Origin of the sequence: Kocuria sp. CPCC 205297 (genome assembly GCF_040981035.1) — a bacterium.
Lineage (GTDB): Bacteria > Actinomycetota > Actinomycetes > Actinomycetales > Micrococcaceae > Kocuria > Kocuria marina.
In genome coordinates this window covers 228,734-242,305 of the sequence record NZ_JAVKPY010000001.1, presented here as the reverse complement: position 1 = coordinate 242,305, position 13,572 = coordinate 228,734, and the positions used below count along the sequence as shown (strand labels likewise).

Sequence of the window (13,572 nt, the reverse complement as noted above, 5' to 3'; positions counted from 1 at the left end):
GAGAGGCGCCCGCGGGGTCTGTGACCCCGCACGATGAGTCGGCGCAGAAAGCCAGGACGGGGAACATGACCGCCCATGACCCGGCGGCGCCGGACGGAGGCTCCGCACCGGGCGCGGAGTTCGAGCGGCTGCTCGCCGTCATGGACCGCTTGCGTTCGCCGGGCGGGTGCCCGTGGGATGCCGCCCAGACCCACGAGTCGCTGCTGCGCTACCTCGTGGAGGAGAGTTACGAGGTCGTGGAGGCGGTCGAGGCGCTCGAGCCGTCCGAGCGGCGTCGTACCGAGCTCGTGGAGGAACTCGGGGACGTGCTGCTGCAGGTCGTCTTCCACTCGCGCATCGGCCAGGAACACCCCGACGGGCAGCGCTTCGACATCTCGGACGTGCTGGCCGCGGTCACGGACAAGCTCGTGCGGCGCCACCCCGCGGTGTTCCCACCGGGCGACGACGCCGCGGCGCGCCAGGCCGCGGGGACGACCGCTGCGACTGCGGGCGCCGTGAAGGCGAGCGCTGCGGACAGCACCGTTGTCGAGGGCACCACCCTGGACAGTGCCAGCCCAGGCGGCACTGGCTCGGATGTGACGGGCGCGGGCAGCGTCGTCGTCGGAAACGCGACACCGAGCGATGCGGAACTCGCCGCGCGCTGGGACGCCGTGAAACGCCGCGAGAAACCCCAGCGCACGCGGATCTTCGACGGCATCCCGCCGGCGCTGCCCGCGCTCGCGTACGCCGAGAAGGCCCTGTCCAAGGCGCGCCGGCACGGCGTGGCCGGGCTCCCGGAACCGCGCCCCGAGTCGGACGAGCAGGACCGGCAGGCGGAGGAGGATGCGCTGGGGGAGGAGTTGTTCCGCCGCGTGCAGGACAGCTCCGCGCGCGGCCTCGACGCCGAGCGCGCATTGCGGACGGTGGTGCGACGGTTCGTGCGTGACCACGACGCACCTTTATCGCCCGCACCCAGCGACGCTCGGTAGGCTAAAGACCGGGGGACCGCCCCACGGGTCGACGACCGACAAGGAGATTTTCATGGCAATGATCATTGCGCTGCAAGCCCGCCAGATTCTGGACTCCCGTGGCAACCCCACGGTCGAGGTTGAGGCACTGCTCGAGGACGGCAGCTTCGGGCGCGCGGCCGTGCCCTCCGGCGCGTCCACCGGTGAGTTCGAGGCCGTGGAGCGCCGCGACGGCGACAAGAAGGTCTTCCTGGGCAAGGGCGTGCTGGACGCCGTCCACGCCGTGGACGAGGAGATCGAGCAGGCCGTGGTGGGCCTGGACGCCTCCGACCAGCGCGCCGTGGATCAGGCCATGTTGCAACTGGACGGTACCGACAACAAGGCCAAGCTGGGCGCCAACGCGATCCTGGGCGCCTCCATGGCGATCGCCCGTGCGGCTGCGAGCTCCGCGGACCTGGAACTGTACAAGTACCTGGGCGGGCCCAACGCGCACGTGCTGCCGGTGCCCATGATGAACATCCTCAACGGCGGTTCCCACGCGGACTCCAACGTGGACATCCAGGAGTTCATGATCGCCCCGATCGGTGCTCCCACGTTCTCCGAGGCCCTGCGCTGGGGTGTGGAGGTCTACCACAGCCTCAAGTCCGTGCTCAAGGACCGCGGGCTGTCCACCGGTCTGGGTGACGAGGGCGGCTTCGCCCCGAACCTGGAGTCCAACGCCGCCGCGCTGGACCTGATCCTCGAGGCCATCGAGAAGGCCGGGTACAAGCCCGGTCAGGAGATCGCGCTGGCCCTGGACGTGGCCTCCTCCGAGTTCCACGAGAAGGGTTCCTACACCTTCGAGGGCCAGAAGCGTTCGGCCGAAGACATGTCCCGGTACTACGCCGAGCTGGTCGAGAAGTACCCGCTCGTGTCCATCGAGGACCCCCTGGACGAGAACGACTGGGAGGGCTGGGCCACGCTCACCGAGCACATCGGGGACAAGGTGCAGCTCGTGGGTGACGACCTCTTCGTGACCAACCCGGAGCGCCTGGGCCGCGGCATCGACGAGCACGTGGCCAACGCCCTGCTCGTGAAGGTCAACCAGATCGGCTCCCTCACCGAGACCTTCGACGCGATCGAGCTCGCCCAGCGCAACGGCTACCGCTGCATGATCTCCCACCGTTCCGGCGAGACCGAGGACACCACGATTGCAGACATCTCCGTGGCCGTGAACGCGGGTCAGATCAAGACCGGCGCCCCGGCGCGTTCCGAGCGCGTGGCCAAGTACAACCAGCTGCTGCGCATCGAGGAGGAGCTCGGCGATTCCGCAACGTACGCCGGCGCCTCCGCGTTCCCCCGCTTCACCGGCAAGTGAGCTGTGCGGCGGCCCCGTGCCGCCGTGGGTTCTCTGACGACGACGCCGCTCGCCCCCGTTCCCGGGGCCGGGCGGTGTCGTGCTGCGGGTAGACTGACCGAGCACGAACCACCCACGTCACCCGGGAGGCACCCATGGTCGGACCCCGCCCACGGATCCCCCGTACGGGCCCCGAACCCGCTGACGACACCCCGCGCGAACCGCGCGGCGGGCGCTCGCGGGACGCTCGGCGCAACCCTCCGCGGGACACGCAACGGTCGGCGAAACGGGACTCGCTGAGGGACACCTCCTCCCAGGACGGCGCTGGAGGCTCGTCGACGCTCGCGGCCCCCACACCCGCCCACTCGTTCAACGGGCGCCTCGTGGCCCTGATCGTGGTGGCCACGCTCATCGTGTTCCTGGCCGCGCCCACCACCAAGATCTTCTTTGACCAGCGCGCGCAGATCTCCGCGCTGCAGCAGAGCATCGCCCACGAACAAGAGCGACAACAGCAGCTCAAGCACGAGGAACAACTGTGGGGGGACGACTCCTACGTGGAGCAACAAGCGCGTGAGCGGATGTCCTACGTGATGCCGGGGGAGAACGCCTACCTGGTGCTCGGCGCGCAACCGGGCGTGCGCCAGAGCGTCGAATCCTCCGCCGAGCAGGTCGAGGCCGGCAAGCCGGCGTGGGCGGACGGGCTGTGGCAGTCCGTGGTGGACTCCGCGTACCCGCCCGAACAGATCACCCTTGAACCGCAGACCCGAGGAAGTGGCAATCAGTGACCGCAGCGGCCCATGAACACCGCCCGTCCGTGACCGATCAGGACCGCACCGTGGTGGGACACCAGCTGGGCCGGCCCCCGCGGGACGTCGTGGAGATTGCGGCGCGCTGCGTGTGCGGGAACCCGCTGGTCGTGGCCACGGCCCCCCGGTTGAGCAACGGCTCCCCGTTCCCCACGGTCTTCTACCTCACGCACCCCGTGATCACGTCCGCGGTGTCCCGGCTCGAGGCCGAGGGCACCATGTACGGCATGTCCGACCGGATCACCGAGGACCCGGAACTCGCCGAGCGGTACCGGGCCGCACACGAGCACTACCTGGAGCAGCGGCGCCGGATTGGGGAGGAAGCGGGGATCGGCGAGGTTCCCGAGATCGAGGGGATCTCCGCGGGCGGCATGCCCACGCGTGTGAAGTGCCTGCACGTGCTGGTGGGGCACAGCCTCGCGGCCGGTCCGGGGGTGAACCCCCTGGGGGACGAGACCCTCGAGCTGATCTCCGACACCTGGTCCAGGGACCGCTGCGCATGCGATCCCGCGTGGCGCAGCGCGGACTGACCCTCGTACGGTGTTCGCCCCGGTGGGGTGACGTTCCCGAGGGGCGGTCCGATCATGACTGCCCCGATCACTCATGCGCGATCATGCGTGTGCCGTGACCAGCGCGGGCATGGGCGGCGGCGCGTTCGCTGGTCAGAGTCCCGGGTGGGGTCCACGGCGTGACGGGTGCGGTGCTGCAGTTCCCGCCACTGTTCGGTCGGCCCCAGTGACAGGGACAGGGTGTGCAGTTCCACGTGCGTGGGTGAGTGATCGGGCTCGTGGGCGGGTTCCCCGTCCTCGGTGATCATCCGCTGGATCATGGAGCCCGGCATGAGGATCAGGGCCACCTGTCTCGTGGCTCCCGGCGGGAGTTCCAGGGGTGCGACGACCACCTGGGGATCGGCGTCCACCGTGGGTTTCACGGCGCGCAGCGCCACGTCCACACCGCCGCGCGCGGGGTCCAGCGCTCGCCCACGAGCCACGGCACCACGATGCCCGCCGCGGCCACGAACAACCACGAGACCAATTCGCCGTCGGGCCTGCGGCGCGGATCGCGCTCCGCCGTCCATACCAGCGATGTGAACCGCATGAGCAGCAGGGTGGAACCGGTGGCCACGAGCGGCAGGATCGAGTCCAGGCCCACTCCCAGTACGGAGATGGGTGATACGGCTTCTTTGGACACGTACGTGTCGAACGCGTCCGGGGCCAGCGGGGCGCCAGCGACGGCGGCCAGGTACGTGCCGATGTTGCCCACGAAGGACAAGAGCATGAAGGCGGTGAGCGCACCCTGGTGCCGTTCGGTGTGGCGCAGTTTGAGCTACGTCAGGGCCAGCAGGGACCCGCCGTACAGCAGCGCGGCGATCAACAACAGGGGCCGGGCCACGGCGTCCACCGAGAAGCGGGCGCCGAACAACAACCACGGGACGTCCACGGACTCGCGGTCACCGAACACCGCCAGCAGCCCGGCCGGCACCGCGGCCAGTGCGGCACATAGGGCGGCGCCGCGGCGCACGGGGGCCGCGCGCTGTGCCGGGAGCACTCCCGCGAGCACCACGACGGCGAGCACCGCGATCGGGACCAGGAACGTGAGGGCGAAGAGCATCAGCCGAGCACCCCCTCTGCGACCTGGCGGGCGATCTGCAGCGGAGCGAACTCGGGCGATGCCGCGAGACCCACGAACACGGACGCGGCCGCGGTGATCACGGTGGGCACCAGCAGGCTGGCCGGTTCCCGCATCACGACGGTCGCACCGGGCTGCGCGCCCGTGCTGCCGCCGGACGTCGCGGTGCTGCTGTCCGACGCCACCGGGGTGCCGTCCTCGGACGGTGTCGCCGAACTGTCCTCGGGCCCCGCGCTGCTGGTTTCGGACCCCGCAGCCGAGCCGTCCCCGGCCGTCGCAGGGGAAGCATCCTGGTCCGCCGACCCAGACCGTGCATCTGCGAGAGCTTGGTGATGCCCAGGGCCTCGGCGAACAGTCCCGCGCAGAAGAACAGGGCGATCTTCATGAGTCCCTGGTGCACCACACCGCGCGTGGTCCCCGCGAGCGTGACCAGGGAGATCCCGACCATCACGTAGCTGACGTGCGAGACCGTGGAGTACGCGAGCCGCTTCTTGAGGTCCTCCTGGCGCAGGGCCTGGTAGGAGCCGTACAGGATGGTTAAGCACGCAACGATCAGCAACGGGGTGAGCACGCCCAGTTCCGAGGCCACGTGGATCCCGTACACGTCGTCCACCACGCGCACGATCCCGGCGGTCAGCGCGATCTCCACGGTGAGCATGGCCGCGAAGGACCATTCCGGGGACCACCCCAGCCGCGCGTTACCGAGCGAGACAATCAGCGTCCCGGTCAGGATGAAACCGATCACGCCCACGATCAGCAGGGGCCGTAGCCACCGGCCGGTCAGCCGGTCCAGGGGCACCCCGGCGCTGCGCAGCAGGATGAGCGCGCCCGCCAGCACAGCCCCGGACTGGAACGCACCGCCGGAGTCCGAGCTGCCCAGCCGCAGCCACACGAGGATCATGAGCACCCTCAGACCCAGGAAGGACATGGCCTGCACGCTGCGGCGCGGGGGAGCACGGTGGCCGCGGTGGTCGCGAGTACGGCGACGCCGAGGGCCACGTCGAGGGCGGTGAGTTCGGTCACGGGGCGGGCCGCCTCGGGTCCGCGGTGCCCGGCGCGCTGGGCTCATCTGCCGTGCGGGCAGCGACGGACTCGCTCACCGTGCGAGCGGAACCCCATTTCGCCCACCGCGGGGGAGGCGCCGGGGCCGGTGATCATGCGCCGGCACCGCCTCCAAGCGGCGCGGGGCTCGTCCTCGCGCCCCGAGCGGCACCGGGGGTGCGCGCCGCGGTCAGTCGGACGACGGCCGTGAGCGAGGCCAGCCCGATCAGCACCACGGCCACGTCCGGGAATCGCGACGCCGCCGCGGGGCCCAGCAGCACGGTCAGCAGCGCCACGAGCGCGGCGCCGGTGGTACCGCTCAGCAGCAGCGACAACAGCCAACGGTCGGTGACGGGGCGGCGGGCCGTGACCACGAACGCAACCACGACATCGACCAGGAGCACCACGAAGACCGTGGTGAGCAGGATTTCGGACACATCGGCTCCTCGGATCGCGGGTCACGGGCTGCGCAGGTGATTTACGGGGGAGGGGGCGGAAGTGCCCCGCGACGCGGGTAAATTGGTGCCGGGCCGGTCAACCGGCACGCTCCCACCGAACCGAGGATCCATCACCCATGCGCGTTGCGGCCATCGACTGCGGTACGAACTCCATCCGTCTGCTCATCGCGGACGTGAAGGACAAGGACGGTCACCTCGAGCTCAAGGACAGGGTGCGCGAGATGCGCATCGTGCGCCTGGGCCAGGGTGTGGACGCCACCGGCTGGCTCGCCGAGGCCGCCCTGGAGCGGACCTTCGCCGCCGCCGAGGAGTACGCCCGACTCATCACGAAGCACAAGGTGGACGCCGTCCGGTTCGTGGCCACGTCCGCCACGCGCGACGCCGGCAACCGGCAGGTCTTCGTGGACGGGATCAGGTCCCGCCTGGGGGTGACCCCGGAGGTCGTGAGCGGTGACGAGGAAGCGGCGTTGTCATTCCGCGGCGCGCTCAATGCGGCCGCGGGTCTGACCCCGGAGGACCGCGTGCTCGTGGTGGACCTGGGCGGTGGTTCCACCGAGTGCGTCCTGGGTTCCCCGGATCACGTGATCGCCGCCCGCAGCGTGGACGTGGGGTGCGTGCGCATGACCGAACGCCACCTGGGGTCCAACCCGCCCACCGAAGAACAGCAACGTCTCGTGCTGCGGGACGTGGACGAGGCCATGGACACCGTGGCCCGCACCGTACCGCTCGAACTGACCACCCGGCTCGTTGGTGTCGCCGGGACGGTCACCACGGTCAGTGCCATGGCCATGGGTCTGAGCCGCTACGACGAGGACCGGATCAACGGCAGCGTCCTGGGCAGCGACGTCGTTATCCGGGCGTGCCGGGACCTGACCGGGATGACGCGGGAGGAACGCGCCGAGCTCGGGTTCATGCACGAGGGCCGCGTGGACGTCATCGGGGCGGGTGCGCTCGTGTGGCGCCGGATCATCGAACGTGTCTCGGACGCGACCAACGGGCGCGTCAGCACCGTCACCGCGAGCGAACACGATATTTTGGACGGAATCGCCCTGTCCCTCGCGGCCTGAGATCACGGGCCGGTCGCCGTCGCACCCCGGCACACCACCTGCGGGCGCGCGGGGGAGCGAACGCCCGCGCCGGCACCCGGTGTGGACGGGCCCGGAGCGGAAGCGAGCCGGAGTGGACGGGTCAGCGGGCGACGTCGTCGTGACGCCGGGCGGGGGCCCGGTACGTCGGCCGCCGGGAGCGGTCGAAGACGCGCGTGCAGCGCGGGAAAGCAGAGGGATCATGGGACGGCTGAGAACACGCGGCGCGCTGTCACTCGCCGCGGTGGGCCTGTTGCTCGGCGGGGCCGGTGTCGCCCCGGCGCTCGCGGTGGAACCCATGCCTGCGCCGTCGGTGCCCGTGGAGACCCCCGTGGCACCGCCCTCGAACGGCAAGGTCCCCGTGGAGCCTGCGGACGTGCGCAAGGAGGAGTACTGGCTGGACGACTACGGCGTGCGGGACGCGTGGAAGTCCGCGACCGGCAAGGGCGTGAAGATCGCTGTGATCGACACCGGCGTAGACGGCTCCCACCAGGATCTACGGGGCGCGGTCGGTGAGGGAACGGACGCCTCGGGCGTGGGCCGCGCGAACGGTCAGGAGGGCCTGGGCGCGGAACCCGAACACGGGACCCTGGTGGCCTCGCTCGCCGCGGGACGCGGTCACGGACCCGAGAACCCGGACGGTCCGGGTGGCACGCGGGGCATCATCGGCGTGGCCCCGGAGGCGGAGATCCTGCCCGTGTCCCTGTGGGTGGGCAGCGAACACCCCGGCGCCCGAGACATCGACGAACAGATCCCCGACGCCGTGCGCTGGGCCGTGGACCACGGCGCGAACGTGATCAACATGTCCCTGGGCTCGAACGCCACGGGCTGGCCCCCCGCATGGGACTCGGCGTTCGCGTACGCGGAGGAGAAGGGCGTTCTCGTGGTCGCGGCGGCGGGCAACCGGGGATCGGGGCTCAACCAGGTGGGGGCGCCCGCCACGATTCCGGGGGTGCTGTCCGTGGGCGGCGTGGACCGGTCGCGCACGGCGAGTTGGGACTCGTCCTCCCAGGGCATCTCGATCGCGGTGGCCGGGCCCAGCGAGGAGATGGTGGGTGCGATCCCGGGGGACGGCTATGCCCGGTGGTCCGGGACCTCCGCCACCGTGCCCCTCGTGGCCGGGACCGCGGCGCTGATCAGGCAGAAGCACCCCGACCTCACGGCGGCTGGGATCGCCCAGCGGATCGTGGACACCGCGCACGACGCGGGAGCGCAGGGCAAGGACCCGCTCTACGGGTATGGGATCCTGGATGTGCGCGCGGCCGTAGAGGACGACGTCCGGATCTCCGACATCAATCCCCTGGGCAGCGTGCGGCAATGGATTGCGCAGAACCGCCCGCCCTCGCAGACACCCACCCCGAGCAGCTCCCCGACCCCGCCCGCGCCGGACACGCGGCAGGTGACCGGGGAGGCCACCCCACCCGTGGCGCAGGCACCCCTCAACGAGACCGGCGCGCTACCCGTGGTGATCCTCGTCAGCTTCGGGGTGATCGTCGCGGGCCTCACCGTAGCCGCGGTCCTGCACATCCGCAGGCTCTCGCGCTGATTTCACGATCAGCTCACCGGGCCGCTGACACCGCGTCGGCAAAACCGTGCCACGGTGAGTAAACTTTCGGGTATGGCTTTCAATCAACTTGCTAAGGACCGTCCGCGCCTTCTCATCGTGGGTGGCGGTTACGTCGGTTTCACACTGGCGCAGAAGCTGCAGACCCGCATTAAGGAGTCCGGCGGCGTGGTCACGGTGGTGGACCCCAACCCGTACATGACCTACCTCCCGTTCCTGCCCGAGGTCTCGGCCGGCAACATCGAGGCGCGCTCCGCCGTGATCCCGCACCGTCAGCACCTGGCCGACTGCGAGTTGATCACCGGCCGCGTGGAGAGCATCGACCACGCCAACCGTACGGTCACCGTCCACGGCATCGACGAGGGCCCCAAGTTCGAGCTCACGTACGACGAGATCGTGCTCGCCGGCGGTTCCAACACCCGCACGTTCCCCATCCCGGGGCTCGCGGACAAGGCCATCGGCATGAAGACCATCGAAGAGGCCGTGTCCGTGCGCAACTGGGTGCTCGAGCGCATCGAGGTGGCTTCCCTCACCAACGACGAGAACGAGAAGCGCAAGGCGCTCACCTTCATCGTGGTGGGCGGCGGCTACGCCGGTTCCGAGACCATCGCCGAGCTCGAGGACATGGCGCGTTCGGCCGTGCAGCGCAACGACCTCCTGAAGGTCTCGGACCTGCGCTTCGTGCTGGTCGAGGCAATGGGCCGGATCATGCCCGAGGTCTCCGAGGACCGTGCCGAGAAGGTCGTGGCCGAGATGCGCGCCCGCGGCATCGAGGTGCTGCTGAACACGTCCCTGTCCGAGGTGGACGGTGACCTGGTCAAGCTCATCAACATGCAGGACAAGTCCCCGGCCGGCGAGATGGCCACGGACACCCTGATCTGGACGGCCGGCGTGCAGGCTGCGTCCTTCGCCAAGAACAGCGACCTGCCCATCGACGACCGCGGACGCGTGCGCGTGGGCGCGGACCTGCGCGTGACCGGCGACGACGGGCCCTTCGAGGGTGCCTGGGCCGCCGGTGACATCGCCGCCGTCCCGGATCTCACGGGCGCCGGCCCCGGCGGGTTCTGCGTCCCCAACGCGCAGCACGCCGTGCGTCAGGCCGCGACCATGGCCAAGAACATCATGGCCGCGCACAAGGGCGAGCCGCTCGAGGACTACTACCACGAGAACCTCGGGTCCGTGGCGGGTCTGGGTCTGTACAAGGGTGCCGCCACCATCCGCGGCATCGACCTCGGCGGTCTGCCGGCGTGGGCCATGCACCGCCTCTACCACGGGTACGCGATCCCCACGGTGGAGCGCAAGGTGCGGGTGTTCACGGAGTGGGGCGTGAACCTACTCTTCGGCCGTGACACCACTCCGCTGCGTCACTTGCGGGACCCCCGCCGTGCCTTCCAGAAGGCCGCGGGCGCGGACGTCCCGGCCGAGAAGACGAGCCTGTAACACCCCATCGCACCGAGCCGGTGGGCCCGCGCACCCGCGCGGACTCACCGGCTCGGTCACGCCCCCATAGCCCAATCGGCAGAGGCAGCGGACTTAAAATCCGCTCAGTCTGGGTTCGAGTCCCAGTGGGGGCACCGATTCCGCACCCGCGTGGGCCCTGTTCGCTCAGCACAAACTCCCAGGTCCCTGTGACGCGTCAATGTTAGGCTGAACGAACAGCTCGCCCACGCCTCGAAAGGACGTCCCATGGCCGGCGGAAACCCACTGCTACGCGACTTCAACAAGAAGAACGGCACCGCGACCACCCCGGATATCTCCCGCGACCCCCGTTACTCACCCGAGAACCTGGAGAACCTCTACAACGCGCCCGCCGCGGGTCCGGACCGCACCGGACGCATGAGCTACGATGACGTCGTCATGCGCACCTCGCTCGTGCTCGGCTGCGTGATCGTCACGGCCGTGGTGGGTTGGGTCGCCCCGGTGCTCGCGCTGCCGGGCGCCATCGTGGGTCTCGTGCTGGGTCTGGTCAACGCGTTCAAGCGTGAGCCCAGCCCGCTGTTGATCACGCTCTACGCGCTCGCCGAGGGCCTGTTCCTGGGTGGCATCTCCCGCACGTTCGAGGGCGCCTACCCGGGCATCGTGGTCCAGGCGGTGATCGGCACCCTGGCGGTGTTCGTCTCCGTGCTGGTGCTCTACAAGGTGGGCGTGCTGCGCTCCTCCCCGCGCGTGACCAAGTTCTTCATGGTCGCACTGCTGGCCTACGCCCTGTTCGCCCTGGTGAACCTGGGCACGAGCCTGCTGGGCGGCTACAACATGCGCTACGACGCCACGATCTTCGGCATCCCGCTGGGACTGTTCGTGGGCGCGATCGCCATCCTGCTGGCCGTCTACAGCTTCGTGCTCGACTTCGAGAACATCAGCGACGGCGTCAAGCGCGGTATCCCCAAGAAGGCGGCATGGTCCGCGGCGTTCGGGCTGACCGTGACCCTGATCTGGGCCTACGTGGAGATCCTGCGCGTGCTCTCGATCATCCGCTCCATGAGCGACTGACTCCCAATCCCCGCGCGTCGCCCGGGGCCCTCAGGGCCCGGTGACGTACGCCGGAATGAGAAGCGGCGGCCCAGTGGGTCGCCGCTTCTCGCGTTGGATCGTTCACATGTAGCGGATCTCGAGCTCGCGCGGGGGCAGGTTGATCGTGCGGGCGGGGATGTTGTTGCTCGCGGCTCGTCCCACGAACAGCCAGCCCAGGATCTCCTCGTGCTCGTCCAGACCGTAGAACTCGCGCACCACGTCCCGGTCGTAGGGCTCACGATGGGACCAGGCGGTGGCCCATCCCTGCGCGTAGAACGCGGCTTCGAGGATCCCGCGGGCGGCGTACACGTCCCCGCGCTGGTCCTTCTTGGACTGCGGCAGTTCCGGGTGGTGACGGAAGATGATGGCCAGGGCCACCCCGCCCCGGGACGCCCACTGCAGGCTCCCGCGATACGCGGCCAGGACCCGGATCTTGCGACCCTTCAACCGGGGGACGGGGCCCGAGAGGGTGGGGACGGACGTGAGCCCCGCCATGGCCGCGGCCAGCAGCGACGCGGCCTGCCCGCTCGTCGCGACCACGCGCCAACCCGTGGGGCGCTCGTCGTACTTGGCGCCGGCGGCGGCCCGCAGGACGGCCTCGAGCTCCTCACGCCGCGGGGCCTCCTGTGTCAGGACGCTCGCGGGGCGGCGTTGGGACAGGACGCGCAGCAGTGTGGTGGACATGACGCCCATTTTGTCACCCTCGGCCCCGCACGCCGGTACCAGCACGCTGCGCGATGGTGTCATGATAAGGGCATGTCATCCAGTGTTACGACGTCCCACGCGGGCTCATCCCCGAACCCCGTGGTCAAACGTCCCCAGTCCGACACGTCCTCCGAACTCGTCACCCAGCACGACGGCGCGTCGCCCCCCTCCACGGGGCCCAACGCCCCTGACGCGCAGACCATGGTCACGACCCCGGTCCGGATCGCGGCCGCGTGGTCGTGGCGGATCTTGCTCATCATCGCCGGTGTGGGTGTGGTGGGGTGGCTGCTGAGCCACGTGTCCACCGTGTTCATCCCGGTGCTGTTAGCCGCGCTGCTCGCGGGGTTGCTCTCGCCGGCCGTCCGCTGGCTGCGCTCCAAGCACTTCCCGTCCGCGCTGGCCGCGATCACCGTGGAGCTCGGACTGATCGTGGGGGTCCTGGGCCTGTTGGTGCTCGCGGGTCAGCAGATGATCGTCGGTTTCGCACAACTCTCCGACAGCGCGGTGGCCGGTTTCCAGCAGTTGATCGGAATGCTGGAGGACAGCCCCCTCAACATCTCCACGGACAACATCAACCAGTGGCTCTCGGACATCGGGGCCACGCTGCAGCGCAACTCGGACGCCATCCTCTCCGGCGCGATGACCTTCGGCTCCACGGCGACCAACATCGTCACGGGCACGATCATCATGCTGTTCGTCCTGCTGTTCTTCCTCATGGACGGCGAGAACATCTGGCTGTTCCTGGTCAAACTGTTCCCCCGCCGCGCCCGCCCCGCCGTGAACGGTGCCGGGCGCAAGGGCTGGATCTCGCTCGCGCAGTACGTGCGCATCCAGGTGTTCGTGGCGTTCGTGGACGCCGTGGGTATCGGGCTTGGTGCGTTCCTGCTGGGTGTGCCGCTGGCGCTGCCGATCGGTGTGTTGGTGTTCCTGGCGTCCTTCATCCCCATCGTGGGTGCCGTGCTGACCGGTGCGGTGGCCGTCCTGGTGGCCCTCGTGGCGATCGGGCCCGGTATCGCGCTCGCCATGCTCGGTGTGGTGCTGCTCGTCCAGCAGGTCGAGTCCAACGTCCTGCAGCCGCTCGTGATGGGCAAGGCCGTGGCCCTGCACCCCGTGGCCGTGTTCCTGGCGGTGGCCGCCGGTAGCGTGCTCTTCGGGATCGCCGGTGCGCTGTTCGCCGTGCCCCTGATGGCCATGCTCAACACGATCATCCGCTACCTCGGCAGCCGCGCCTGGGAGCGGGACGAGGAGATCGCGTGGCAGCCCTTCATGTACCCGTGGGAGATCAAGAAGGCAGCCAAGAAGCAGGACCTCACGCGCGAACAGGTCATGGCCCAGCTGCAGCGTTTCCGCGGCAAGCGCCATCGTGAGCGCCAGAACGCGGAGAAGAAGCGCGAGGAGAAGCACAAGAAGGAGACCAAGCACGACGCCACGATCGAGCCCGACGAAGTGGGCTCGGGGGACTCCCGGAACGTCTAGTCCCGCGCGGCGTA

The 13,572-nt window shown here is 69.8% G+C and carries 16 protein-coding genes and 1 tRNA gene; 10 read left to right on the top strand and 7 right to left on the bottom strand.

Going from position 1 to position 13,572, the window contains the following annotated elements:
* The first annotated feature begins 65 nt into the window (after nt 1-65).
* The 4 genes from RF650_RS01180 to RF650_RS01165 all read left to right on the top strand — a co-directional run bounded on the left by RF650_RS01180 (nt 66) and on the right by RF650_RS01165 (nt 3,619).
* Nucleotides 66-968, top strand: a complete 903-nt coding sequence (locus RF650_RS01180; protein WP_131333315.1) for a MazG nucleotide pyrophosphohydrolase domain-containing protein — start codon at nt 66-68, stop codon at nt 966-968.
* Nucleotides 969-1,020: 52 nt separating this feature from the next.
* A complete protein-coding gene (gene eno / locus RF650_RS01175) occupies nt 1,021-2,304 on the top strand; it encodes a phosphopyruvate hydratase (protein WP_131333314.1) in 1,284 nt (427 codons plus the stop codon).
* Nucleotides 2,305-2,438: 134 nt separating this feature from the next.
* Complete coding sequence (locus RF650_RS01170; protein WP_131333313.1) at nt 2,439-3,068, top strand: septum formation initiator family protein; 630 nt, start codon at nt 2,439-2,441, stop codon at nt 3,066-3,068.
* Nucleotides 3,065-3,619 (top strand): DUF501 domain-containing protein, encoded by a 555-nt coding sequence (locus RF650_RS01165; protein WP_206399522.1) that lies wholly within the window; start codon nt 3,065-3,067, stop codon nt 3,617-3,619. Before RF650_RS01170 ends, RF650_RS01165 begins: the two co-directional genes overlap by 4 nt.
* A 71-nt stretch (nt 3,620-3,690) precedes the next feature.
* Here RF650_RS01165 and RF650_RS01160 read toward each other — a convergent pair whose 3' ends face one another.
* From RF650_RS01160 to RF650_RS01135, 6 genes are all read right to left on the bottom strand, one after another.
* Entirely contained in the window at nt 3,691-4,080 is a 390-nt protein-coding gene (locus RF650_RS01160; protein ID WP_368813869.1) for a hypothetical protein, read from the bottom strand.
* The gene (locus RF650_RS01155) at nt 4,017-4,367 is read right to left on the bottom strand and encodes a hypothetical protein (protein WP_368813868.1); all 351 of its coding nucleotides are present in this window, start codon (nt 4,365-4,367) and stop codon (nt 4,017-4,019) included. The genes RF650_RS01160 and RF650_RS01155 overlap by 64 nt, the downstream gene beginning before the upstream one ends.
* Nucleotides 4,368-4,415: 48 nt before the next feature.
* On the bottom strand, nt 4,416-4,700 hold the full coding sequence (locus RF650_RS01150) for a hypothetical protein (RefSeq protein ID WP_368813867.1): 285 nt from the start codon (nt 4,698-4,700) through the stop codon (nt 4,416-4,418).
* Nucleotides 4,700-4,837 carry a hypothetical protein gene (locus RF650_RS01145; RefSeq protein WP_368813866.1) on the bottom strand — a complete coding sequence of 46 codons (138 nt, stop codon included), beginning with the start codon at nt 4,835-4,837 and terminating at the stop codon, nt 4,700-4,702. The genes RF650_RS01150 and RF650_RS01145 overlap by 1 nt, the downstream gene beginning before the upstream one ends.
* Nucleotides 4,834-5,646, bottom strand: coding sequence for a proton-conducting transporter membrane subunit (locus RF650_RS01140; protein ID WP_368813865.1), 813 nt, complete (start codon nt 5,644-5,646; stop codon nt 4,834-4,836). The genes RF650_RS01145 and RF650_RS01140 overlap by 4 nt, the downstream gene beginning before the upstream one ends.
* Before the next feature lie 226 nt (nt 5,647-5,872).
* Nucleotides 5,873-6,196 (bottom strand): hypothetical protein, encoded by a 324-nt coding sequence (locus RF650_RS01135; protein WP_368813864.1) that lies wholly within the window; start codon nt 6,194-6,196, stop codon nt 5,873-5,875.
* Nucleotides 6,197-6,333: 137 nt separating this feature from the next.
* On the opposite strand from RF650_RS01135, the gene RF650_RS01130 reads away from it, so the two are divergent.
* The 5 genes from RF650_RS01130 to RF650_RS01110 all read left to right on the top strand — a co-directional run bounded on the left by RF650_RS01130 (nt 6,334) and on the right by RF650_RS01110 (nt 11,356).
* Nucleotides 6,334-7,284 (top strand): Ppx/GppA phosphatase family protein, encoded by a 951-nt coding sequence (locus tag RF650_RS01130; protein WP_131333306.1) that lies wholly within the window; start codon nt 6,334-6,336, stop codon nt 7,282-7,284.
* A gap of 220 nt (nt 7,285-7,504) precedes the next feature.
* Nucleotides 7,505-8,848 (top strand): S8 family serine peptidase, encoded by a 1,344-nt coding sequence (locus RF650_RS01125; protein WP_131333305.1) that lies wholly within the window; start codon nt 7,505-7,507, stop codon nt 8,846-8,848.
* Nucleotides 8,849-8,920: 72 nt separating this feature from the next.
* Nucleotides 8,921-10,306, top strand: coding sequence for an NAD(P)/FAD-dependent oxidoreductase (locus tag RF650_RS01120; RefSeq protein WP_131333304.1), 1,386 nt, complete (start codon nt 8,921-8,923; stop codon nt 10,304-10,306).
* A gap of 60 nt (nt 10,307-10,366) precedes the next feature.
* A tRNA-Leu gene (locus RF650_RS01115) sits at nt 10,367-10,440 on the top strand.
* A gap of 112 nt (nt 10,441-10,552) precedes the next feature.
* On the top strand, nt 10,553-11,356 hold the full coding sequence (locus RF650_RS01110) for a Bax inhibitor-1/YccA family protein (RefSeq protein WP_131333303.1): 804 nt from the start codon (nt 10,553-10,555) through the stop codon (nt 11,354-11,356).
* 102 nt (nt 11,357-11,458) lie between these two features.
* On the opposite strand, the gene RF650_RS01105 is transcribed toward RF650_RS01110, so the two are convergent.
* A complete protein-coding gene (locus RF650_RS01105; protein ID WP_242670464.1) occupies nt 11,459-12,061 on the bottom strand; it encodes a hypothetical protein in 603 nt (200 codons plus the stop codon).
* Between the two features lie 72 nt (nt 12,062-12,133).
* On the opposite strand from RF650_RS01105, the gene RF650_RS01100 reads away from it, so the two are divergent.
* Complete coding sequence (locus tag RF650_RS01100; protein ID WP_131333302.1) at nt 12,134-13,558, top strand: AI-2E family transporter; 1,425 nt, start codon at nt 12,134-12,136, stop codon at nt 13,556-13,558.
* The last annotated feature ends 14 nt before the right edge of the window (nt 13,559-13,572 follow it).

Excerpts from the sequence above, each read along its gene's own strand:
- RF650_RS01130 (WP_131333306.1), top strand. The coding sequence starts at position 6,334 with ATGCGCGTTGCGGCCATCGACTGCGGTACGAACTCCATCCGTCTGCTC.
- RF650_RS01170 (WP_131333313.1), top strand. The coding sequence starts at position 2,439 with ATGGTCGGACCCCGCCCACGGATCCCCCGTACGGGCCCCGAACCCGCT.
- RF650_RS01125 (WP_131333305.1), top strand. The coding sequence starts at position 7,505 with ATGGGACGGCTGAGAACACGCGGCGCGCTGTCACTCGCCGCGGTGGGC.
- RF650_RS01150 (WP_368813867.1), bottom strand. The coding sequence starts at position 4,700 with ATGCTCTTCGCCCTCACGTTCCTGGTCCCGATCGCGGTGCTCGCCGTC.
- RF650_RS01120 (WP_131333304.1), top strand. The coding sequence starts at position 8,921 with ATGGCTTTCAATCAACTTGCTAAGGACCGTCCGCGCCTTCTCATCGTG.
- RF650_RS01100 (WP_131333302.1), top strand. The coding sequence starts at position 12,134 with ATGTCATCCAGTGTTACGACGTCCCACGCGGGCTCATCCCCGAACCCC.
- RF650_RS01140 (WP_368813865.1), bottom strand. The coding sequence starts at position 5,646 with ATGTCCTTCCTGGGTCTGAGGGTGCTCATGATCCTCGTGTGGCTGCGG.
- eno (WP_131333314.1), top strand. The coding sequence starts at position 1,021 with ATGGCAATGATCATTGCGCTGCAAGCCCGCCAGATTCTGGACTCCCGT.
- RF650_RS01110 (WP_131333303.1), top strand. The coding sequence starts at position 10,553 with ATGGCCGGCGGAAACCCACTGCTACGCGACTTCAACAAGAAGAACGGC.
- RF650_RS01155 (WP_368813868.1), bottom strand. The coding sequence starts at position 4,367 with ATGCTCTTGTCCTTCGTGGGCAACATCGGCACGTACCTGGCCGCCGTC.
- RF650_RS01105 (WP_242670464.1), bottom strand. The coding sequence starts at position 12,061 with ATGTCCACCACACTGCTGCGCGTCCTGTCCCAACGCCGCCCCGCGAGC.
- RF650_RS01180 (WP_131333315.1), top strand. The coding sequence starts at position 66 with ATGACCGCCCATGACCCGGCGGCGCCGGACGGAGGCTCCGCACCGGGC.